General features: G+C 42.6%; 24 protein-coding genes. 18 read left to right on the forward strand and 6 right to left on the reverse strand.

Annotated features, from left to right (window positions below):
• Positions 1 to 202: 202 nt before the first annotated feature.
• Complete coding sequence (locus L1028_RS22760; protein ID WP_234540005.1) at positions 203 to 604, reverse strand: RidA family protein; 402 nt, start codon at positions 602 to 604, stop codon at positions 203 to 205.
• Between the two features lie 558 nt (positions 605 to 1,162).
• On the opposite strand from L1028_RS22760, the gene L1028_RS22765 reads away from it, so the two are divergent.
• Positions 1,163 to 2,344: a multidrug effflux MFS transporter gene (locus L1028_RS22765; protein ID WP_234540007.1), complete on the forward strand. Its 1,182-nt coding sequence runs from the start codon at positions 1,163 to 1,165 to the stop codon at positions 2,342 to 2,344.
• 102 nt (positions 2,345 to 2,446) lie between these two features.
• On the opposite strand, the gene L1028_RS22770 is transcribed toward L1028_RS22765, so the two are convergent.
• The 3 genes from L1028_RS22770 to L1028_RS22780 all read right to left on the reverse strand — a co-directional run bounded on the left by L1028_RS22770 (position 2,447) and on the right by L1028_RS22780 (position 5,355).
• Complete coding sequence (locus L1028_RS22770) at positions 2,447 to 3,337, reverse strand: diacylglycerol/lipid kinase family protein (RefSeq protein WP_234540009.1); 891 nt, start codon at positions 3,335 to 3,337, stop codon at positions 2,447 to 2,449.
• 230 nt (positions 3,338 to 3,567) lie between these two features.
• Positions 3,568 to 4,551, reverse strand: coding sequence for a GMP reductase (gene guaC, locus L1028_RS22775; RefSeq protein ID WP_341482575.1), 984 nt, complete (start codon positions 4,549 to 4,551; stop codon positions 3,568 to 3,570).
• 189 nt (positions 4,552 to 4,740) lie between these two features.
• Entirely contained in the window at positions 4,741 to 5,355 is a 615-nt protein-coding gene (locus L1028_RS22780) for a LysE/ArgO family amino acid transporter (protein ID WP_234540010.1), read from the reverse strand.
• Between the two features lie 221 nt (positions 5,356 to 5,576).
• On the opposite strand from L1028_RS22780, the gene L1028_RS22785 reads away from it, so the two are divergent.
• The 10 genes from L1028_RS22785 to L1028_RS22830 all read left to right on the forward strand — a co-directional run bounded on the left by L1028_RS22785 (position 5,577) and on the right by L1028_RS22830 (position 15,953).
• Positions 5,577 to 6,755, forward strand: a complete 1,179-nt coding sequence (locus L1028_RS22785) for a PQQ-binding-like beta-propeller repeat protein (protein WP_234540012.1) — start codon at positions 5,577 to 5,579, stop codon at positions 6,753 to 6,755.
• Positions 6,756 to 6,943: 188 nt separating this feature from the next.
• A complete protein-coding gene (locus L1028_RS22790; RefSeq protein WP_234540014.1) occupies positions 6,944 to 8,731 on the forward strand; it encodes a helix-turn-helix transcriptional regulator in 1,788 nt (595 codons plus the stop codon).
• A gap of 294 nt (positions 8,732 to 9,025) precedes the next feature.
• Positions 9,026 to 9,622: a sensor domain-containing protein gene (locus tag L1028_RS22795; RefSeq protein ID WP_234540016.1), complete on the forward strand. Its 597-nt coding sequence runs from the start codon at positions 9,026 to 9,028 to the stop codon at positions 9,620 to 9,622.
• 26 nt (positions 9,623 to 9,648) lie between these two features.
• Complete coding sequence (locus L1028_RS22800) at positions 9,649 to 10,251, forward strand: YkoP family protein (protein ID WP_234540018.1); 603 nt, start codon at positions 9,649 to 9,651, stop codon at positions 10,249 to 10,251.
• Positions 10,251 to 11,015, forward strand: a complete 765-nt coding sequence (locus L1028_RS22805; RefSeq protein ID WP_234540020.1) for a polysaccharide deacetylase family protein — start codon at positions 10,251 to 10,253, stop codon at positions 11,013 to 11,015. Before L1028_RS22800 ends, L1028_RS22805 begins: the two co-directional genes overlap by 1 nt.
• Positions 11,016 to 11,059: 44 nt before the next feature.
• Complete coding sequence (locus L1028_RS22810; RefSeq protein WP_234540022.1) at positions 11,060 to 12,697, forward strand: methyl-accepting chemotaxis protein; 1,638 nt, start codon at positions 11,060 to 11,062, stop codon at positions 12,695 to 12,697.
• A gap of 110 nt (positions 12,698 to 12,807) precedes the next feature.
• Positions 12,808 to 14,031 (forward strand): amidohydrolase, encoded by a 1,224-nt coding sequence (locus L1028_RS22815; protein ID WP_234540023.1) that lies wholly within the window; start codon positions 12,808 to 12,810, stop codon positions 14,029 to 14,031.
• Between the two features lie 20 nt (positions 14,032 to 14,051).
• Positions 14,052 to 14,534, forward strand: a complete 483-nt coding sequence (locus L1028_RS22820) for a hypothetical protein (RefSeq protein WP_234540024.1) — start codon at positions 14,052 to 14,054, stop codon at positions 14,532 to 14,534.
• 37 nt (positions 14,535 to 14,571) lie between these two features.
• Positions 14,572 to 14,802, forward strand: a complete 231-nt coding sequence (locus L1028_RS22825; RefSeq protein WP_234540026.1) for a uracil-DNA glycosylase family protein — start codon at positions 14,572 to 14,574, stop codon at positions 14,800 to 14,802.
• A 92-nt stretch (positions 14,803 to 14,894) separates the two neighbouring features.
• Positions 14,895 to 15,953: a copper amine oxidase N-terminal domain-containing protein gene (locus L1028_RS22830; protein WP_234540028.1), complete on the forward strand. Its 1,059-nt coding sequence runs from the start codon at positions 14,895 to 14,897 to the stop codon at positions 15,951 to 15,953.
• A gap of 1 nt (position 15,954) precedes the next feature.
• Here the strand turns inward: L1028_RS22830 and L1028_RS22835 are convergent, their stop codons facing one another.
• Positions 15,955 to 16,869, reverse strand: a complete 915-nt coding sequence (locus L1028_RS22835; RefSeq protein ID WP_234540123.1) for a phosphatidate cytidylyltransferase — start codon at positions 16,867 to 16,869, stop codon at positions 15,955 to 15,957.
• Between the two features lie 95 nt (positions 16,870 to 16,964).
• Between L1028_RS22835 and L1028_RS22840 the strand changes: the two genes are divergently transcribed.
• From L1028_RS22840 to L1028_RS22855, 4 genes are all read left to right on the forward strand, one after another.
• Complete coding sequence (locus L1028_RS22840) at positions 16,965 to 17,507, forward strand: hypothetical protein (protein WP_042192886.1); 543 nt, start codon at positions 16,965 to 16,967, stop codon at positions 17,505 to 17,507.
• A gap of 14 nt (positions 17,508 to 17,521) precedes the next feature.
• On the forward strand, positions 17,522 to 18,277 hold the full coding sequence (locus L1028_RS22845) for a class I SAM-dependent methyltransferase (protein ID WP_234540030.1): 756 nt from the start codon (positions 17,522 to 17,524) through the stop codon (positions 18,275 to 18,277).
• Positions 18,278 to 18,420: 143 nt separating this feature from the next.
• Positions 18,421 to 19,212 carry an alpha/beta fold hydrolase gene (locus L1028_RS22850; protein WP_234540032.1) on the forward strand — a complete coding sequence of 264 codons (792 nt, stop codon included), beginning with the start codon at positions 18,421 to 18,423 and terminating at the stop codon, positions 19,210 to 19,212.
• Positions 19,213 to 19,252: 40 nt separating this feature from the next.
• Positions 19,253 to 20,242, forward strand: a complete 990-nt coding sequence (locus L1028_RS22855) for a sensor domain-containing diguanylate cyclase (protein ID WP_234540034.1) — start codon at positions 19,253 to 19,255, stop codon at positions 20,240 to 20,242.
• A gap of 15 nt (positions 20,243 to 20,257) precedes the next feature.
• Here L1028_RS22855 and L1028_RS22860 read toward each other — a convergent pair whose 3' ends face one another.
• The gene (locus L1028_RS22860) at positions 20,258 to 21,109 is read right to left on the reverse strand and encodes a leucine-rich repeat domain-containing protein (RefSeq protein WP_234540037.1); all 852 of its coding nucleotides are present in this window, start codon (positions 21,107 to 21,109) and stop codon (positions 20,258 to 20,260) included.
• A 76-nt stretch (positions 21,110 to 21,185) separates the two neighbouring features.
• On the opposite strand from L1028_RS22860, the gene L1028_RS22865 reads away from it, so the two are divergent.
• The 3 genes from L1028_RS22865 to L1028_RS22875 all read left to right on the forward strand — a co-directional run bounded on the left by L1028_RS22865 (position 21,186) and on the right by L1028_RS22875 (position 22,856).
• A complete protein-coding gene (locus L1028_RS22865; protein ID WP_234540038.1) occupies positions 21,186 to 21,671 on the forward strand; it encodes a Crp/Fnr family transcriptional regulator in 486 nt (161 codons plus the stop codon).
• A gap of 112 nt (positions 21,672 to 21,783) precedes the next feature.
• Positions 21,784 to 22,338: a hypothetical protein gene (locus tag L1028_RS22870; RefSeq protein ID WP_234540039.1), complete on the forward strand. Its 555-nt coding sequence runs from the start codon at positions 21,784 to 21,786 to the stop codon at positions 22,336 to 22,338.
• A 371-nt stretch (positions 22,339 to 22,709) separates the two neighbouring features.
• Complete coding sequence (locus tag L1028_RS22875; protein ID WP_234540041.1) at positions 22,710 to 22,856, forward strand: hypothetical protein; 147 nt, start codon at positions 22,710 to 22,712, stop codon at positions 22,854 to 22,856.
• The last annotated feature ends 46 nt before the right edge of the window (positions 22,857 to 22,902 follow it).

Raw genomic sequence — 22,902 nt, forward strand, 5'->3', positions numbered from 1 at the left:
ACTTAAAACGTTATTGTAATCTGCATGCCCATGAGTGACGGACATCGGAAAGCCGTATGAGGGAAAACCTCACGTACGGTTTGATGAGGAGGGGCTGAATTTGTTCAGCCTTTTACTCTAGGATAAGAAAAACGAGCCTTTAGAATCGCTTCTAAGGCTCGTTTTGCGTACAGTATTTTAAATTAGTTCTGCTTAATTTAGTTTATCCTGCAGCCCAAACATCTAATTCAATTTTTAATTCAGGTAAACCTAATCCTTTAACATAAGCAATGGTCATTGAAGGAGGCGTCATCCCGAATACTTTATTCCAAATTCCATAGAAATGATCCCAATCGATTTCTTCTGTGGCCCAAATGTTTATTTTGATTACATGATCGGGAGTTAGCTTTTGAGAAGAAAGGACTTCGACAATATTACTCATCGTATTTGTTACTTGTTGATTAAAATCTGTAGGGATATTACGGGTTTGATCGATTCCAATTTGACCAGAAAACACATACATTTCAGCGTTTCTGCTTATTTTTGTTACATGACTATAGTTACCAACGGGTTTCGCAATATTTTCCGGATTATATCTTGTAATCACATTATTATTTAAGTTCATTTTTATGAAGTCTCCTTTAAATAGAAGATACATAACGATAGCTAGGTTATATATCTCCACTGTTTTTTAGTTTTTCTTAATTTTTGACAGACCTATCCTATCCATCATTAATTTTAGAAAAAAACAGCAGTAGAATACCCAATACCAAAAGACAAATATTTTAGGGATCTCTTTTTCATCAGGTATTCCTCCTTCATATTTAAAGTAAGATAACTTCATCCGAATGATAACATTAATTCATGTGAGACGGCAACTTTGCCTCCTCCGGCACAACATAACTAGAGTCTTTAACTGTACATGGATTATCGGAACAAAACTCGTAACATAAATATGCCCTCAGACGAAGCATTTCGTTTGAGAGCTTTTCTATTTCCGTATATAATGATAGTTTAGTTGAATCATTGAAACCCTCCTATATAACAAAGAAAACTTAACAATGAAAGGTAATATCGAACATGATGATCTATAGTCGTCTTGCCATAATGATGCCCCCATTTCCCTAGCTAGGCTCATATTCTGTTGTTCTAGGATATAAGCTTGTAGGAGGGCGAATTTAATATGAAAAAATATGCAGCACCATCTTTACTGCTAATGATTGTTCTTGTGGCTTTTCCGCAAATTAGTGAGACGATCTACACTCCATCATTGCCGGATATTGCGGCAGCACTTGGGGTCTCTAATAGTTCTGTACAATTAACATTAAGTATATATTTTATCGGATTTGCTTTAGGTGTTTTGTGTTGGGGTTGGCTCTCTGATTTCATCGGACGGAGACCTGCCATGCTGGGTGGCCTCATTGTATATGGTATTGGAAGCTTGATGTGTTTTTACTCTGAGTCCATTAATCTACTTCTGGTCAGCCGTTTCATTCAAGCGTTTGGAGCAGCGACAGGCTCGATCATTACACAAACGATTCTTCGTGAGAGTGTGTCCGGAAATAAACGGCATGCGATGTTTGCCCAAATATCGGCGGTTATTGCTTTTACTCCAGCAGTAGGGCCGCTTATTGGCGGATGGGTAGATCAGGCCTTTGGCTTTCGAGCGGTCTTCTTTACACTGGTGATAATGAGCATGTTGTTGTTTGTGTATGCCTTTTTGAAGCTACCAGAAACAACGGATGTTTCCAAGAGAAAAAAGGTTGCTATTCTACCTATCGTTAAAAGAATGCTCTCATTGCCACGTGTACTTGTGTTTGGGTTACTGATCGGGGGCATCAATGGAGTTTTATTTAGCTACTATGCTGAAGCACCCTTTATATTCATTGAACACTTTAACATTTCGCCAGGAGTATATGGTTTTCTAGGTATTATTGTGGCCTTGGCATCGATCGTGGGAGCAATGATGTCCAAGAGACTATTGACCATCTATGCTCCAGAAAAAATAATTCATATCGGTTGTCTAGTGATGACCAGCGGGGCTTTGCTATTAACAATCGTAAGCAGCCTTGCCTCGTTGTCGAATATGATGTTGATGGTATGCATTCTAATAACCCTTTTTGTCATGTTAATGGGGGCCGGTATCGCCTTACCTAATTGTCTAAGTCTTGCGCTTGTCAATTTTCAGGATGTTGTAGGAACAGCAGGTGCGATCTTCAGCTTGGGATATTACTTATTAGTTAGTTTGGCGACATGGGGAATGAGCGCCCTGCATAATGGTTCATTACTGACGATGCCTATCTATTTCTTAGGGATTAGCGGCGGAATGTGGTTATTAAGTAAAAAGTTTATTGTAGCGGAATAGGATTTTTATAAGTGATTTGCAAAAAGAAGATAGATATGGAACGGGGCTTCCATATAATAATGGCAGTCTGGAACTTTTTGAGTTCCGGACTGCTTTTATTTGTTAGTCCACTTCCGGCACAATGACTTGGATATGACGAGGGAGAACACTTAGCGTAATCGGTAAAATCGGACCTTCTTCACCATCCACATTGGTTCTTACGGCTTCTATAGAGCTTACAGTTACATTTTGGGCCGTGAAATAGACAACTTCTTTATGATCCTTAAGGCTGCCAAGTAGTAAAGAAATACTGGCCGTAATGGTATTGAGTATACTGAGGTCTTGAATAATAAAACAGTGAAGCAGACCATCGTCAACCGCAGCATCAGGTATCAGATTCTCGAATCCGCCAACGGAGTTGGTTAACACGGCGAGAAAAAGCGGGGAATCGCCTTGCCATGTCTTCTCGTCATAATGAATGACAAGAGGGTGAGGAGAAGTGCTTGTAAGTTGTTTTAGGCCTTCTTTCAAATATGCCAATGAGCCGAGCTTAGTTTTCTCTTCGGTTGATACGGAGGATAATGATCCGGCGATTGAGCCTACAGCAACAACGTTGCCGAATAAGCGGTCATTCAAGCAACCAATATCTACTGTCTTTACGTTAGAGGAAGCAAGGGTTTGAATGGCTATTTCGGGATTCAGCGGAATCTGTAATGCGCGGGCAAAGTCATTAACCGTTCCTAAGGGGACTACACCTAACTTTGGGTGTTGTTTCTGATTCATAAGGCCATTAATGGTCTCGTGAAGCGTGCCATCCCCGCCAATGGAGACGACTAGATCGTAACACTCCTCGCAGGCAGTGATACAATAACGAGTTGCATCTAGTTCTTTTGCCGTCTCCCTGATCATAACCAAGTAGCCTTGATCAGCTAGAACTCTTTCTGCATATCTGACATATTCGCCAGCTTCTTCTTTACCAGATGAGGGGTTAATAATAATCATAGCTTGCCGCATAGGGATTATCCTCTCTTGTTCAATCTAATAGCCTATTAGATGATTACCCCAAAGTGGTATAGCGGAAATCATAACAAACTAAAAAAAGGTGAGCAAGACGACCCAAGTCGTCTTACTCACCTCTTTTTGAAAATATAAGAAAGTATAAGTTTCACACGATACTTTATGTCTTATATTTCTCGCTTAAACGCTTGCCATCCTTATAAGGACGCCGAAGGCGTCTATGCTTGTTAATAGACCTTGTCACCATTAAAAATGGAATTCTTAACGATAACATAATCGACTTTACGAATGGCTTCCAATTTATTGCCTCCAGCATAAGAAATCGAGGACTGAAGATCTTGCTCCATCTCTCTCAACGTTTCTGCTAAAGCGCCTTTGTGTTCGACAACTATTTTTTTGCCCTCAACATTCTTCTTTTCACCTTTTTGGTATTCAGAAGCGGAGCCGAAGTACTCTTTATACAGCTTTCCATCGATCTCGATGGTATCACCAGGAGATTCTTCATGCCCAGCAAATAGGGAACCGATCATGACCATGGAAGCACCAAATCTAATGGATTTGGCGATATCCCCGTGTGTCCGAATGCCACCGTCAGCGATAATAGGCTTACTTGCAGCCTTGGCACACAAGCGTAGTGCGGCTAATTGCCAGCCACCTGTACCGAATCCAGTCTTAATCTTCGTGATACATACTTTCCCTGGTCCAATTCCCACTTTAGTAGCGTCGGCCCCAGCGTTCTCTAATTCTCTAACGCCTTCAGGAGTTCCCACGTTTCCAGCAATGACGAAACTAGCAGGTAGATACTGTTTAATATGTTTGATCATTCGAATGACAGCCTCGGAATGACCATGTGCTATATCGATCGTAATGAATTCCGGAATCAACTGTTCGTTAGCTAATTGTTTAACGAAATCATATTCTTCTTCTTTGACTCCGACACTAATGGAAGCGATTAATCCGCGGGAGTGCATGTCCTTGATGAAAGACGTACGCTTCTCCGGTTCAAAACGATGCATAATGTAGAAGTAGCCATTTTGGGCTAAGAAGCTTGCGATCTTCTCATCTATGATGGTTTGCATGTTTGCGGGTACCACAGGTAATTTAAAAGTATGACCACCTAAGGTGACTGTTGTATCACACTCAGAACGGCTATTTACGATACATTTTGCAGGAATTAACTGAATATCTTCATAATCGAATACTTTTTTCATTATATACACCTCTAAATGCGAACATTATAGTATTTTGGTTTGTTGATTGTTCGTCCACTTGTAATGTACAGCATTCTGAACAAGAAGTCAAAATTCTAGTACATTATGGTGTAAATTGGACTTAATTATAGACGATTTGGTGTACGGCTTATGATTCATATAATGAACTAGATGTAGGAATTTCTTCTGTTACATCTGATAAAGCTTGTAAGCAATATATGCTGCAACGACCCAAATGATAATCGCAGAGATCTTATTAATGATCAGCATGATTTTGCCGCTTGAATCTATTTGTCCTACGGTCTTTCCTGCTACAGCAAGCCCAAAGAACCAAATCCAGGAAATCAGGATAGTCGAAGCGGCGAATATAACTTTGTCTATGCCCGTGTAATTCAGAGAGCTAGTGCCGATAACTCCAATCGTATCCAAGATCGCGTGTGGATTTAATAAAGAGACGGACATCGCAAACAGGATTTGTTTTTTTGAAGATAGTGGTACTGCATCTTGGGATGAAGATGTCGGTGTGCTTCTCCAGATGGACCATCCCATATACAAAAGGAATACAAGTCCCACAGCAAATAAAGCGGTCTGTAGAACAGGGATGGCAAACACAAGAACGGAAACACCTAACACGGCTAATAAAATAAGAAGGGTGTCACATAAAGCAGCTGTCATAATAACTGGAATGGCCTTTTTAAACTGTGGCTGTGAGGCCCCTTGGTTAAATACAAAGACATTCTGTGCGCCAAGCGGAAGAATTAATCCAAAGGCTAAGGCGATTCCGTGAAGTAGTGCGGCTAACATAGATGATTCCTCCGATGATGAGTAATGCGTTATAAAATTTGTGGTGGATATGGTGTTCCATATGTTCGAGATAGTTTTGAATCAACCATTCAAAAGTCATTAGTTGGTGATTTCCTAAGGGCTTTCATTTAAAAAGATGTTTAATCTGATCTTGTTGTCCCTAAAAAAAGGGAGTAAAGTAACAAGATACATACTATATATGGAAAGAAAGGTTGATAATTTTGAAAAAAGGAATATTTACAGGCTTGCTTACTCTCTTCCTGATTACCGTAAGTACGTTAGCTTCTACTGCTGTAGAAGCTGCTGGAACAGTAACGAAATTACCTGATTATCAATGGAGTCAGCTGAATGTTGTGGGAGCATTAGAAAGCATAGAAGGGAGTCCCGTGGAGGTTCCATCATTAAATACAGTGTATCTCCACACTAAGGAAGAGCATGCTACCCAAACTAAGGTATGGTTGGTTGATACGCTGAGATCCTATGATACACAGACAGGGAAGCTAAAGTGGTCAGTTAATTTTGCAGACCCTGGCACAGCAATGTTTCGTGAATCGAAAGATTATTTAGTGGCGCCAGATGGAACGGTATACATAACCTTTACAGATAATCTTTCACCTGACGCAACTCAGATCTATGCGGTGGGACCTGATGGAAAACGGAAATGGAAAGTGAATTTGTCTCAGACAGAGGGATACTTATATAGACTTGATAATGGAAGTCTAGTCTTTGCATCCCAAGGTAACTTTGATGACAATGGAAATTATGCGGGTTCACTAATTTTAATTAATAAAAATGGAACTAAAATAAAAAATGTATCTTATAAAGGAACGGTATTGGCGCAAGGAAATCGTGTCCTAATTCAAACGAATTATGGAGGTGGGAAAGGCTCGCGAATTCAGGCGCTTGATTCTTCGTTAAATTCAGTGTTTACATATCAATTGCCAGTTGAGTCGTACACTGAAGTACCTTACAATAATGTACTTTCTGATGGAACAGTGTTAGTCCGTGCCAATATACCAAAGACAGGGAATCGGTTGTTCGGATTTAACCCTAAAGGTAAATTACTATGGGGAAGAGATATTGCAGGTAACGGTGTCGTCTCCTCACTTGGTGAGGTTTATGGGGTTTACGCCAATGGGAAGCTATCCCTATATAATATCAAAGGATTAGTTAAGTCGGTAGCTCTTCAAGATGAGACAGAATTTTTTGTTTCGTTGAACCGATTACAAGATGGCAATATTGAGCTTGGCTTTCCGGGCTCCGCCACATATGTTTTAAATCCTAAAACGCTCGCAGTGGATTATACTTTTAAGCTGAAGAATGATTATAATTTCATCTATGTAGGTAACGAAGTGGGATATATAATGACGAATAATGGATTTTCACGAATTAAGTTTTAATTCCAGAAATCGATTAGGATTGATCACGGGATGCTGCCCCTACTAGGGATGGCATCTTTTTTTCTATTCAGTAATTACACCCTTAACATAAATGTCATCCCATCTCATGACCTTTTGTAACTAGTAAGGCTTTAGGGGGTTACACTATAATAAAGGTCTAGTCAGCACAGTATATAGGGGGAAATGTCTTGTTTAATCTGGTCAAACAGTGGTTCTGGTACGATTGGCTCGTCCTCCTGTTTCGGATTTGTTTTTCTACTTCTTTTATGGTCACCATGTGTTATCTCTCGGAGGATTTTACGATTCCTTTCTGGATCGCGTTTGTTTGGGGTGTGCTCTCTTTTTCAGTGCCTTGGTTTTGTTTACAGTTGCATTACAAGTATTATCTGATTGCGGAGATCCTCCTTTCGGGTGGTCTATGCTTATATTTGGCTGCTCTGTTTCCTGAGTCGTATGTAACTTTTCTACCGATCACTTTTATGATTGCCAGCAATAGTGCACAGAAGTCTTATCGTTGGTCAGCTCCGATCACGGTTATTTTGATTCCAATTATGTTATCTAGATTGTCACAACAAATGGATGCTGTCTCGATGATCCTGAACATTGGTTTGGTGTATACGCTTGGTTTTGCTTTTCATTTACTGGTGGTTAATCACAAGCAGAGCGGAATCATTAAGGATCAGAATGCGGTCTTGGAGCAGTATATCTCACAAGTCGAGCGTATGACACTTCTGGAAGAACGGGATCGGTTGTCCAAAGATCTGCATGATACGGTGGGTCACTCATATACATCAATTATTATGGGGCTAGAAACTTTACGTTCTGAGGTGAACACTCCGGATGGGGAGCAAAAGATAGATGCCTTGTTAAAGCTAACTCGCAATGGCCTAGATGATGTTCGTCGATATTTGCACCATGTGGGCTCTTCGCAGGATTCATTGACGCTTATTCAGTCCCTGCAGAAATTAGTGGATGATTTCCAGACTTTCTCGAAGGTTAAGATTCGCCTAAGAACGTTTGGAGAGGCATATACAGTATCCAAGCAGGCTCAAATGACATTATACAGATGCCTGCAAGAGTCAATAACCAACGCAGTACGTCATGGTCGAGCCAGTGAAATTGTCATTAGTCTACATTACGAAGAGAAATTGATCCGGCTGGACGTGCAGGATAATGGATTAGGCGCAGCAGATTTAACAGCAGGATTTGGTCTGAACGCGTTGAAGGAACGAGCTTCTAACTTGCAAGGGCGAGTGTATTTTTATTCTAAGCCAGGGGAAGGAACTTTAGTGACCTGTAGTTTGCCGAGGCTTGAAGAGATACGAGAGGAGACGGTTCGCATATTGTTGGTAGACGATCAACCGTATATCCGTGATAGTCTACGAATTATACTAGAGAAGGAACCCGATTTTGAGATCATAGGGTTAGCAAAGAATGGTGAGCATGCGGTAAGCTTCTGCGAGCAGGATCAACCTCATGTGGTGCTGATGGACTTAAATATGCCAGGCATGGACGGTGCGGAAACAACCAAGATTATTAAGCAAAAGTGGCCAGGGGTACGAGTGTTGATTCTGACTACTTTTCAAGAAGCAGATATGGCGGTCGAAGCACTACAAAACGGGGCAGATGGTTACTTGTTAAAGTCTACCGAGCCGCAAGAGCTATTCGAAGGAATACGTCTCGTACATCGGGGCGTAAAGATGATTACACCAGCTATTACGAATGTATTAATTGATCATTATGAGATGCAACCAGCTTCTGAAGCGCAGACTGAGCAGATTAATGAATATGGACTGACCCCGCGTGAACTGGAGATTCTAGAATGCCTGTCAAAGGGCATGCGTTATAAGTCTATTGCTGCCAAATTATATTTGTCCGATGGGACGGTGAGAAATTACGCTTCTACCATCTACGCTAAGCTGGGTGTGCGGAACCGTGAAGAGGCTGTTGAGAAAGCATTTGGCACTACGGAATAACCATAACCGAATCACCTGAAATTAACGAGCACCTTGTTGTCTGCTTTCCCTCGCGGGAGTAGGCGATAGGGTGCTTTTTTTAAAATATAAGAAAGTATAAGTTTCACACCATACTTTATGTCTTATATTTCTCGCTTAAACGCTTACCGTCCTTATAAGGACGCCGGAGGCGTTTATGTTTGTATGAAATAACTGTCATATGACATTATGGCACTGGTCGGTTTTACATCAGGAGCATTAGCATAGGAACTGCGAAGATGAACAAATTTTTATTGAAGAGAGGGAGAGAATCATATGAATCAAATGATCCGGAAACATGTGAGAAATTTCTGTTTTTTATTAATTACTTTTGCCACAGGGCTGTTTTACATGTGCTTCTATTTGGTGGGCATCACCTTTGGGGTCGGGATGTCCTTTACCTTAGTAGGGATTCCGATCCTTTATTATGTTTTGCGTTCTACCGAGACCTTTTTACAGCATGAGCGAATTCGAACAAAAGTCTATACAGATATCTCCGTGCGGACGATACCAACCCGAGCTCAAGAAGAGGGTAGCTTGTGGGAAAGGGTTAAGGCAGAGTTTCTGGATGAGCATAACTGGAGAGCAATTATAGGGTTGATGCTGCAGTGTATTATCGGAATGGTGAGTCTTATATGTGCAACTCTTTTTTACTTGACCCCTATTATTCTCTTGTTATCACCTGTCTTGTATTTATTCGGCATCTCTTCTATATCGTTATTCGGGGTTGAAAATAATACGCTGAGCATCTCACTTTTTTTCATGCTATTAGGTGCATTGTTTTTATGGATAGGTGCTTATCTCGGAAACAGTCTGGTAAAGATGATCGGCAGGTATACGCGGCGTTTAGTGAAAGATTTTGCTAGAAGATAAACTTTTACACGAAAGAAGGAAGATTAATGGTAGCCTCAGTTTCATTTATAAAATTATTTTCGCAATCTCTTTGGATGATGTGGGAGAACCTATTTGCTGTTGTCACCAAATTCCGCAGTCAGTCCGTGTGGAGATACGGGATATGTAAATTGGTCGTGTTAAAGTATCACGGTGAAAGTATAGTCTGCAAAGATGGGCATCAGATTCTTCCCGGAGATTGGGTGGGTGAGCTTCATCTGGATAATCGTCAGGTAGTGCAGCTTACGCGTACCCTGGGCGCTGATCGGGCCGGAATTCGAACTGCACGTATGCTTCGCGAGGCCATGAAGGAGATTAGTCGTGAACTAGATAGCAATCCAGAACTAAGCAAAGTGCAGGCGCTAACGGGGATTACGCTACTTCACCGCGGGATCATTCATGGAATAGGGTTTGAGCAGCATCCTATCAAGTCCAAATGGCAGCGGCGATGGTTCGGAATCTATCTTCGGTTCTTACTTCGGATGCTGCATCCAGAGGGGAAACATCGCGTTGAGGACAGCACGGAGAAGTTGTCTCCTAAGATGCTCGTACTTAGTAAGCAGTCTTTGAAAGCGCGGTTTGCTTCGCGAAGGAAAGAGGCGGTTTCCTAATGTGGACGCTCCTTATTTTAGCTATAGATGCGATTATTCTTTATATGATTGTTCCGTTTGTGATTACTCGAATATTGGGGTGGGGTGTTGTATCCAGAGGAAATGCCGCGAAGGAAGTTGCCTTTACTTTTGATGACGGACCAGATCCATGCTATACCCCTGAATTATTGGACTTGCTGCATGAACATGACGTTAAAGCAACCTTCTTCGTATTAGGCAAAAAGGCTGAGCAATTCCCGGATTTAATCCAGCGAATGCACCGTGAAGGACATCAGATCGGCATTCATAATTATACACATACGCCTAACTGGATCTACTCCCCATGGACGAATAGACGGAAGCAAGTAGATCGAACAGCTGATATTGTCGAGCGGATTACAGGAGAGCGGCCTATCTTGTATCGCCCACCCTGGGGGCTCCTTAATTTAGGCGATCTTGTTTTACTCAGACGTTCTTATCGGATTGTATTGTGGTCTGTTATGGTGGGAGACTGGAAGGCGTCTGTTAGCGCAGCCCAAATAAAGCATGACTTATTGAAAAAGATTAAACCCGGTTCTATCATCGTTCTGCACGACAATGGTGATACACCGGGGGCAGATCGAGAAGCGCCGCTGAACATGATCACCGGACTGGAAGAAGTCTTAAAGGAGATTCCTAGAAGGGGGTTAAAGGGCCTGCGGGTGGATGAGCTGCTGAACAAGGAAGCTAGTCGTATTGGAGAAGCTAGGTCCAGAGTCAAACATCACGGTCAGATTAATCTGTAGCTATGGATGACATGATGTCACTAGATTGGAAGGGAATTCCGACATTGAAAAAGAAAACCGTTCGAACCATTGTTATGACCGTTGCTGTAGTATACATGGTGTTGATTTTTGCAGGTCTATGTATATATACATTTTCTAAGTTTAATGAAATTGTCAGTCATGAAGTTGGACAAAAGCTTAACTATAAGGTGGAGCTTACTTCTACTAAACTAAATAGTCGATTCTCGAATGATTTCGAGAAGAGCTTGGCTGGAATGAGGGAGGAGGGTGCAGGTTATTATTTTGTCATAGATAAAGCTGGACGATACGTAGCAAGCGAGAACCCTAAGCACGTTATAGGTAAGGCTATTTTTGAAGAACCGGACATACAGCTGCAAAAGGTCGGTCAGATCATAGCGCAATCTACGGGAACTAGTGGTACAGAGGACTCGAGGAATGTTTATGCCTTTACAAGGATCGGCGATACAGAGTATAAGTTAGTGCTGGCGATGCCTATAGAACAGATTTTGGAGCCTATGATGGACAACCAATATTTAATTATAGGCGGTTTTATTATCGCTCTGATTATCTTTATTGTCTTGCTATTCATTATCTTAACCCGACTTATTGTACAGCCGCTGCGCCGGATCAATGAGCATGTCATGGAGCTTGTGGAACACGGAGGTGATCTGACCAAGAAGCTGGATATGAAGCGAAATGACGAGATTGGGATGCTGGCGTATTCCATAAATCAGTTCCTGGATAACATTCGGGCAATCGTCGGGAATGTCACTTCTCAGGCTAATCATCTGAATGAAAATGCAGAGTTACTTCAAGTTTCAGCAGAGCAGACGAACGAAACATCCAAGCAAATCACAACGATTATTACGGATATGGCTGAGAGGTCGGGGGAGCAAGCAGAACATGTGCGGCAAGTACTCACGATGATGGAACGGACAGGAGAAATCTCCGAGGAAATTATGCAGGAGACGGTAAAGACAGTTCACGATTCCAGTCATTTAATAAAAGCTGTGCAAACTGGCCAGCGTGCAAACCAGGCATCTGTAAATCACTTTGAAACTATGGTTAGTTCCATTGCGCGCTCAACAGAAACCATTGCACAGCTGAACAACCGGTCCAGCCAAATCGGTGAGATTATTACCGTGATCTCCGAATTAGCCAGTCAGACGAATCTACTCGCGCTTAATGCAGCCATTGAAGCGGCTCGCGCTGGAGAACAAGGGAAAGGTTTTGCTGTAGTTGCAGGAGAGATCCGTAAGCTTGCTGAAGGCTCTGAAAGAGCAGCCGAGCAGATTGCCGAGCTTGTTGGTGCGATTCAAGCGGATACGAATGCAGCGGTCAAAACGATGGAATCGAGTCAACAAGTGGTCAATCAACAGAATGGTTTAGTATTACAGGGGCAACAATCCCTGGAGGAAATTGTTCAGAAGGTTGATCTAACGACCCAAAGCACACTGCGAATTCAAGGCATATTTGGCGAGTTGTCTACAATGTCACATCAATCATTGAAAGCTCTAGTGCAATCTTCGCAGCTCATTGATCAGTCGGCATCGTCCTCACAGGAAGTAGCCGCTTCCACAGAGGAACAGCTTGCGACTATCGATGAGATGACGACCAAACTTAGAGAGCTCAGCGAGTTATCTGTATTTTTAAAGTTAGAAGTTGGGATATTTACGATATAGTCTTATGCTAAAAACCTTTCAGACATTTTTTATATAGGAAGGGCTATGGTACCATTTAGGATAAAGTGGTTCGCACCTATATTAAATCGTTGAGAAAAGGATGGGGTAGCATGTTAAATGCTTCTTACTGGTTAACCAATATAAGATTAGAGCAGGGTTATGTTATTGAGGACGGACAAGTGGTTGGTACGGATACGAAGGTTTGTCATATCCGAATTGACGGGGATAAGATTTCAGAAGTGGTTGGAGCGGACGTGGAGCTTCAGAGTCATCTACCTAAATATGACTGCAAAGGGTTATTGATGCTTCCTTCTTTTGAGGAGGCGCATATCCATTTAGATAAAACATATTTCGCTGGACCATGGAAGGCAGTAAAGCCTGCGTCCAGTGTATTTGAACGGATTGAGGAAGAGAAGGTATTATTGCCAAAGCTGCTGCCCATGGCGAGACAACAAGCGGAGAGCATATTGACGCTTATACAGCGTTTCGGTGCCACACATGTGCGCAGTCATTGTAATATTGAGCCTGTCAGCGGTCTGAAGCGTTTAGAAGCAACCCTGCAAGCAATGGATACCTTCTCCGGCAAAATTTCATCTGAAATTGTAGCCTTTCCGCAGCATGGTCTGCTTCGCTCCAATTCTGTTGAATTAGTAAAGCAATCCCTGGCAGAGGGGGCAACCTATGTAGGTGGTGTCGATCCATACTCAGTGGATGGAGATATCGAGAAGTCACTTCAGACCATGGTCGAGCTAGCGGTAATGAATAATGCTGGCATTGATCTTCACTTACATGATGGAAAAGAAGCAGGGAAGCAGACGCTATCGCGTTTGGCTGATCTCACAGAAGAAGCTGGCTTACAGGGCAAGGTGACCGTTAGTCACGCATTCTGGTTCGCAGGTGCATCGCAGCAGGAAGCAGAAGAAATGGCTACACGGATGGCATCGCTTGGTATGGCTATTGCTTCCACAGTACCTATTGGAAGAATGACGATGCCATTACCGATGCTGCACAGCGAAGGTGTACAAGTGAAACTGGCAACCGACAGCCTTACGGATCACTGGTCCCCTTTTGGAAATGGTGATCAATTAGAGAAGGCGGGACGGTTCGCGGAGTTATATGGGTGTAGTGATGAACGGTCCTTATCGCAATCCCTTAGATTCATAACAGGGGGGATAACGCCTCTTAATCTAAAGGGTGAACAGGTATGGCCAAAAGTAGGAGACACTGCAAGCTTTGTGTTACTGCATGCCAGCTGCTCGGCCGAAGCAGTAGCAAGAAGAGCGGACCGTCAAGCGGTATGGTTCGAGGGGCGTCCCGTGAGTGGATCATTATAGGAACATGAGAGGTGGATGACATGCTCATCTCTAACCATTTACAACATTTTAAAGCAGCGATGCTCTCACTTCCGAAAGGTTTCGCGCTATCGAAAGACGATCTTCAGGTGGATGAGCTTCTAGTGAAGCGAAGCGGGAAGCTCGAAATGTACTATGCACCGCACAATGAATACATCAATTCATCTGCAAAGGTGATTATTATTGGGCTAACACCTGGTTTTACACAGATGAGAATAGCCATACAAGAAGCGGTCATAGGGTTGGAAGCCGGACTTTCAGATGAAGCGGTATGCAGAAAAGCAAAAGAAGCGGCGAGGTTCGCAGGCTCCATGCGGAGTACGTTAATTCACATGCTAGATACACTTGGGCTTCATCAGTATTTGAACCTTACCTCTTGTGACCAGTTTTTTCAGGAGCAGCAAACGAACTTGCATACCACCTCTTTATTGCGTTTTCCTGTATTCGTAGAGAAGAAAAATTATAGCGGAGCACATCCATCCTAAGCTACTTTCAGATCCGTTTCTTAGAGAATGTGCCCTTTTGTCATTAGAGCAGGAGCTGGGCATTCTGAGCCAAGCTTTAATTATTCCTCTGGGAAAAACGGTGGAGGGAATGCTCAAGCTTTTGGTATCTGAGGGTAAGCTCGATGATCAGCGCTGTTTATGGGGATTTCCTCATCCTTCTGGAGCGAACGGACATAGATTTAAGCAGTTTGCCAGCCATCAAGAGAACATGACAAAGACGCTCCAAGATCATTTATGGAACGTCTGAGTGATCAATCTTATCGCAACATTTTTTCTGAACCTCACGTTAAGAATGATAGAGTAGCACAATTTCATTCATCTCAGGAGGTATAATTCACTATGAAAACATTCAAAGTAATCGGAGCGGTCCTGGCTGGCACGCTCATAGCATCGAACGTCATCTCAGCTGCCCCAATCCAGCCAGCTCCAGTCAAACCAGCGACCAATTCCTCAGTGCCGCAGGATTCATATGGTGGTCTAAAATATGTGCTTGTCATTGATGGTAAGGGCTTCTCCCCAGTCGATGTTCCGCTATACGTAGGTTCAAGCAAGGAAGTTATGATCCCTATCCGTACAGCAGCTGAAGCGCTTGGATATAAGTTAACATGGACTCAAAGCCTTCAATCGCTAGGTCTTGAGAAAGATAGCCAGTCGATGTCCTTTCAAATTGCAAAAGATGCTTACCGTAATGGCACAACACTTCTTTCGCTGGGTGCTGTACCAGAGCTAAAGAATGGTAAATCCTACGTCCCATTATCTTTTTTCGAAAAAGTAATGAAGCTTGAAGTTATCGCAGGCCCAACTGGAACGATTTCGATTAACTCCAAGGAACAAGGCAATGGAGAGACCTCTTCAGACACGATCAAGCAAGGATCAATTACTAGTATCTATAAGGGTGAAAAAAATGCTGAAATCGGCCTCAACGGCTATGGTCATGGCGTTCGCCTAAGTATTTCCGATGAAACGGAAATCGTTACTGCCGATAATAAGAAGTTAACCTTGGCTGATCTGCAGCTGGGCATGTCTATCGAGGCCGAGCACAGCATGGTCATGGCTATGAGCATGCCACCACTGACGAGTGCGATCAAGATTGTTGTAAAAGAACAAGCTCCCGATCAGCAGACTTTGGGAACTGCTGGTGTGATTGAAGAGGTTACTCCTTCGGATAATGGCACGACCCGCGTTGTGATCAAAGGCGATAAGCTCAGTGATTCTTCCTTCGAGACGATTGTTCTAAATACTACAGATACTACGACTATTCTCGGCACGAAAGACAATCAGAAGATTGCTACAAGTGAGCTAAAAAAAGGTGACAAAGTGTATGCGTTCTACGGTCCGATGTTGACCGAGAGCTTGCCGCCTATCGGCCAAGCGACCAAAATCGTTGTAGAAAACTAATTTACATGAAATCGAAGAAATAACGGATGACATGGAAAAAGACCGGCGAGGTGTAGGTCAAGCTATCGACACGACTTAAATAGCTTTCTTTTAAAGCTACGAATTTATCACCATCACCGATGAGCAAATCTCGCTTCAGCACGGAAACCGTTAAGCTACCCAAGAAGCCGCTCAAACTGATTAGCATGCCTGATAAGAAACCGAAGATCGGGTTGAGCGGCGTCAGGTAGGGATAGATCAGATAGGAGACCCCGGTTGTTACGACGAACGCACAGGCAAAACCTTCCCAGGTCAAATACGGGTTGGCAGTTGGGACCACTTTGCGCTTTCCCATATAGAGGGATGAGAGATAGTGGACCACATCATTCAGCTGTGTCAGCACTACTAGGAATAATACAAGCCCCGCTCCATACTCCGGTGTAGCAAATTGAAAATAGGCTAAGTGACTAAGTCCGAAAACCATCAGCATTAATCCCCACTGGGTTGAACTAACACTACGCAGGAAGCCAACGGTCCCTTTATTAATGAGCCTAGGCAGTGGTAGGAGTAAGAATACATAGACTGGAATAAACACAATAAACATCCCGTACCACTCGATATAAATCCAGTAGAACTGTAGAGGAATGGATAAGTACGCCCACAGAAATAGTCTGCGGTCGGATTTTCGTGACTTTATCATGGAGAAATATTCTTTGAGTGCGAAGAAGGTCAGCACCATTAGTGCCAATAGTGAGACGACTGGATTAAAGAGAGTAGCCAAACAAAAGATAAAAAGCATTCCCCACCAGGTTTTGATGCGGAAGCCGATACCTGTATAGTCTTTACTGGGCTGTAATTTGCCTATAACTACATACATCAAGTGAATGGCCGATAAGGCTGCAAAAATCAGGATTACCGTTAATAGAGAGCGGTCGATAGCTAATCACCAACTTGTCGTAGAGTAGATTCCATTAATGGGTTCATATGTTATTATGAAGGAAACGTTCAATCTTGATAAGGGGAAAATTGTAAATGGCAGATGATCCATCGGTCTTTATCTTGCTTACGAATACCGGAACGCTCTTTACGAAGCTTATTCAAGGCTACACGAGAGCCCCTTATAATCATGCCTCGATCTCCTTTAATCGGGAGCTTTCCGAGTTATATAGCTTTGGCAGAAAGCACCCGAGCAACCCTCTAAACGGAGGATTCGTGAAGGAGGATATTAAGACGGGCACGTTCAGCAAATATCCAAATACGACGTGTGTTCTATATGAACTTCAAGTTACAGCCCGTGAAGTGGAGAAAATGGAGCGGGTACTCAAAGTCTTTATCCGAAGCCGGCAAAAGTATCTCTATAATATTCTCGGCGTGATTGGTATCGCACTGAAGGAACCTGTCGAATTCAGCAACTCCTACTTCTGCTCACAATTTGTTGCGGAAATTCTGGAGAGGTCCGGCATTAAGCTATGGAACAAGCTACCTGCGCTCGTAACGCCGGATGATTTTCGGCAAAGCGATCGGTTAAAGCTAATCTATCAAGGCAAATTAAGTGAGTACGAACCTAAAAGCTAAGGGAGAGTATTTGGATGAATAACAAAGAACGGTTCTCAAATCGGGTAGATTCGTATGTGAAATATCGCCCGAGTTATCCTAAAGAAGCCATTGATTATTTGTACCATACGATTGGGCTAAAACCGAATTGTGAAATTGCTGATATTGGCGCAGGAACGGGAATATTCTCAGCATTGCTTCTGGAGCGCGGGAGTCGTGTGACTGCCGTTGAACCCAATCCGGAAATGCGTACAGCTGCGGAAGAGAAGTTCGCAAAGGACAATCATTTCCGCGCATTGCCTGGGTCTGCCGAGAAGACAGAATTGCCAGACCAGTCTGTAGACTTTATCGTATGTGCTCAGGCGTTTCACTGGTTTGATAGGGATTCAGCACAATTGGAATTCAAGCGGATTCTTAAACCAGGTGGAAAGGCAGTTCTGATATGGAATTCTCGGTGTACTTACGGTACCCCATTTCTGGAGGAGTATGAGCAGCTGGTGCAAACCTTCGGCACGGACTACACTCAAGTTAATCATAAGAACATTAGCCCTGAGATCCTTAGTTCCTTTTTTAAGACAGGACAGATGCAAGTAGCGCACTTTAGCAATCAGCAGGTGTTTAATTTCGAAGGATTAAGCGGGCGGGCGAGATCGTCTTCCTACATTCCGGCCCCCGGAGATCCACGTTACGAGAACATGATGACGGAGCTGCGGAGCCTATTTGAACGAAATAAACAGGATGATAAAGTAATTTTTGAATATGAGACCGAGGTCTATTGGGGTGAAGTATAGTAATGATCAGCATATTAAAAAGACTCAAATCCTAGTGATGGGGTCAGTCCCGATTGTTCAAGCGGAGTTTTTTATGCTCTTGATATTTATAGGGCAACCCTTCAAAATTGAGAGAATGCTAACTATAAAGGGAGTTATATAAAATGAACGATATTAGGGTGCGGAATCATGTGAAAGTGATTGGAGAAGGAGAACGAACGATCCTTTTTGCACATGGATTTGGGTGTGACCAGAGCATGTGGCAGTTTATTACACCTTCTTTTGAGAAAAAATATCGAATCGTTCTATTTGATTATGTAGGCTCAGGTAACTCGAATTTAAATGCATATACAACAGATAAATATCATACGCTCCACGGCTATGTACAGGATGTATTGGATGTCATCGAAACGCTGGAACTCAAAGATATTATTTTTATAGGTCATTCTATTAGCTCTATGATCGGGATGCTTGCTTCGATTGAGCGGCCGGACTATTTTGATAAAATGATTATGATTGGTCCTTCTCCTTGTTATTTAAATGACGGTGCTTATTTCGGAGGCTTCGAGAAGAGTGATATTACTGAGCTTCTGGAGATGATGGAGATGAATTTCGCAGGCTGGGCTAGTTTTATGGCACCTCTTGCTATGAACAACCCTGACCCGATGTTAACGAAAGAACTGGAACGCAGCTTTATTTCGGCAGATCCTGTTATTGCAAGAGAGTTTGCTGAGGTTACGTTCTTTTCAGATCATAGAGAAGATCTATCTAAGGCTACAGTGCCTACACTTATTCTACAATGCTCGGATGACAGTATCGTACCTATAGCGGCTGGAGAATATCTACATAAACACTTGAATAATAGTACCTTCCGGTTAATGGAGGCTAAAGGGCATTACCCGCATATTAGCCATCCTGAGGAGACCATCACTTTAATTAATGAATATCTTACGTAAGCAGGACGAGATTATGCTGTGTTGAAAGGATATTTAGATCATGGATGACCGATTAAGATATGCGCCTTGTGGCTATGTTTCTATTACCCATGAAGGAATAATCAAGGATGTGAATCATACTTTCTTGGACCGTATGGGGTATAAACAGGTTGATTTGGTGCATAAGCATTTTGAATCTATCATGTCTACGGCAAACAAGCTTATTTTTCATTCATACTTCTATCCTTTTATTAATCTAAATGGACAGGTGGAAGAGTTATTTATAAATCTGAAAGATAGTGAAGGTAAAGCGGTTCCATATTTATTGAATGGCAGACGGTTGGAGTGTGAAGGTGTAGAGATCATTGATTGTATCTTGGTACAGATGGGAAAACGCATTGACTATGAGCTGGAGCTTCGGTCTGCCAAGAAGCAAATAGAAGTAGCTTACTGGGAAAAGGATCAGGCGCTTGCCGAACTCAAGCGAATTCATTTGGAAATTGAACAGAAGCAAGCCGAGCTGATGGAGATGAATGCCGTTTTAGTAGAGCTATCTAATACAGATAAGCTGACCGGGCTGAAGAATAGAAGGTTTCTTCAAGAGAAGCTGGAAGAGCAGATTGTAGGGTATGGCCGGGATCAGGCAGCATTTTCGCTGTGTATTATAGATATTGATCATTTTAAAAAAGTGAACGATACCTATGGGCATCAGACAGGTGATTATGTGCTGGAGAAAATGGCAAGTATCTTGAAATTGCAATCTCGTAAAGAGGATATTGCGGCTAGATATGGCGGTGAGGAATTCGTACTTCTTTTACCTAATACAGATATCTCAGAGTCAAAGAACATAGCCGAGAATTTACGGAAATCTATCGCGTATTCAACTTGGGAAATGGGCCAGATTACGGTGAGCATTGGTGTAGCTACCTTTATTCCAACCGATTCAGAAGCCACCCTACTGCAAAAAGCTGATCAAGCGCTCTATACTTCTAAAGAACAGGGGAGAAACCGAGTCACGCATAGCATAGATTTGAATGAAAAGCTTCTTTAACAGGGGGCTTTTTTGTTATTTATAAACGATACATCCTCTTTGCTCTAATTGTTCTAAAATATCTGTTCCCTTCAAGCTGTGATTCCATCTGAGATCCAATTTCTCTAATCGTTCTAGCTGTAGAAAGGAATCCGGAATTTCTTGCAGATGATTATCTCTTAGGTCAAGCTCAACAAGGCTGCTTAATTGACCCATTTCCTCAGGAAGCTTATTCAGTTTGTTTTTTCGAAGACTCAGTCTTCTTAACTTGCTTAGTTTACCGATGGATGAAGGCAACTGAGTGATTCGATTATCACTTAAATCAATTATCCGAAGTTCTTCTATTGCACCCAAATGCTCGGGTAACAAGACCAGTTGATTACCATATAGATGGATCTCTCTCAGCCCTTTTATTTGTGTGATCGAATCTGGCAGACTTTCCAGCTGATTGTAATATAGCCGCAATTCAATGAGACTGCTCATTTCACCTATACGGATAGGTAATTGCTTGAGATGATTATCCGTCACGTTCAGATACTTGAGCTTCTGGAGATTACAAAGCTGCTCCGGCAGCTGTTCAAACTGATTATTACTTAGGTATAGAAAAGAATCCAACCCCTGTAGTCCGCCAATGCTCTTCGGCAACACTTTCAGTCGATTATGGCCTAAATCCAGCATCCTAAGGTGAACTAAACGATTGATGCTCTCTGATAACCGCTCGATTTCATTGCCTGCATAGTTAAGTACCTCTAATTCATCATGAAGGAAAAGCTGATCGGGAATCTCTTTAATGTGGTTGTTGTACATGCTCAGTTCTAGTAGCGATTTGCTCTCAAATACGATCTCTGGCGTTTCTGTAAGTCCTTTTCCGTCAAAATTATATCTCATAGAAGGATCTCCTTTGTTATTGGTTTTGGCATCGTTACGATAGAATATAACAGGATGATGATTTATTATCTGTATATTGGCCGTAGATCTTTTTGGAAAAGGGGATTTCTTTGACGATTTGGAAGTGATCCATCCCTCCAATGTAAGAGTGTTATCTGCGGTGGCTATGAACGATACAGTATTATTTGAGATTAAACGTGAGCCTTTCGAGCAGATGCTTGCCGATTACCCGTTGATTAAAGAACAATTGATGCAGCTGCAGATGGACCGTTTATTGTTATCGAATCGGTTATTACACGAAATGAAATTTCATGATGCGAGAGCGCGTGCGATTTTTACACTAAGAAGACTATACCAAAGATTCGGAGTAGAGGAGCAAGGCGAGATTAGGATTAATTTCCGACTAACCCATCAGCAGTTCGCGGATATGATCGGAACACTCAGGGAGACGGCTACCCTTGTGCTTAAAGATCTGCAAGAGCAAAAGATTATTGATATTCAACATCAGCAGATTACCGTGTTAGACCCGGCGTATTTACTGGAGTATACGGATTTTGATTGAGACGAGCATATCTCCGTCTAGAGGATGAGATGAATTTCGGGTCAGAGTCTGAGTACAGGCAAACCCCTGGGGTTGTATAATTAAGGTAATTGAGAAGGGGGACGGGATGGATATGAAATGGCATAAGTACTTCACACGCTGGGCGGATTCTAGAGGGTTAGGTGGACGAGAAATTGATTATCAATGGCCGTCTCCATCATTTCCGGTGGTAAGTATTCGCAGCAATTTGGGTCGATACTCAGGTCAGGGGTATGGTCACGGAAGCAAGCCACAAGTGATGACAGCCGTTGGATTAATTGCTATTGGAGATGTAGCTATAGGCTTGATTTCCATAGGTGCGATAAGCGTAGGGGTTTTATCCGTGGGTGCAATATCACTAGGAATGTGGTTAGCCCTTGGAGCGATAGCACTTAGCTGGCTTGGCTTCGCAGCTGGGGCGATTGCCATTGCAGGAGTAGCTGTAGGAGCGATCGCGATAGCCGAAAAAGCGTTGGGAGCTGTCGCCATAGGTGATACGGCATTTGGGGTGGTAGCCATAGGACGAATTGCTGGGGGAGCAGTAGCTATTGGCCAATGGGCATATGGTCTAATCGCAGTTGGCGAGCATGGCTTCGGGTTAATCCCCATCACGGGTGATGTGTGGAATTGGTTCCGGCGTTTGTTTTGACTCGGAAATTAAGAGGTTAACCAGTCCAAAAGTATCAATCATGGTCTGGGATAGTTAATAATTAAATTCCATAGGCAAAAGAAAACAGGCGAATTGTGGTATATCCAACCATGATTCGCCTGTTTTTTATTGGGCTTACGTAATATGAGGCTCGCATTATGTAAAAAACATCCATTTTGTAATATGACAGAAGTGATGACAACGCTCACTATAACCGGATAAATCTTTTAATTATAATGAATCAGATGGTCCAACTCTTCCAGCCCATTTAATCAAATACATTAGAGGTGAATGCAGATGTTAGGAATCGGATTGATCATCACTGTTATAATCGGAGCTTATTTTATGGCTGCTTACACTCGATTGTTCAGATGCGTAATCATGTGAGAGAATCTTTTGCTAATGTTCAGGCAGACTATTATCCAGAGCTTAAGGCCAGTGATCTGTATATCAAATTGGAAATCTTGCTCAAGATGGAAGGGGCCAAACGGGCAGACATTAATTGGACGGTATCCTAAGTGGATTTGATATAGAGAATTAAGATTGCCATGAGATTTAGAGGGA

Source organism: Paenibacillus pseudetheri (assembly GCF_924513355.1).
GTDB lineage: Bacteria > Bacillota > Bacilli > Paenibacillales > Paenibacillaceae > Paenibacillus_AQ > Paenibacillus_AQ pseudetheri.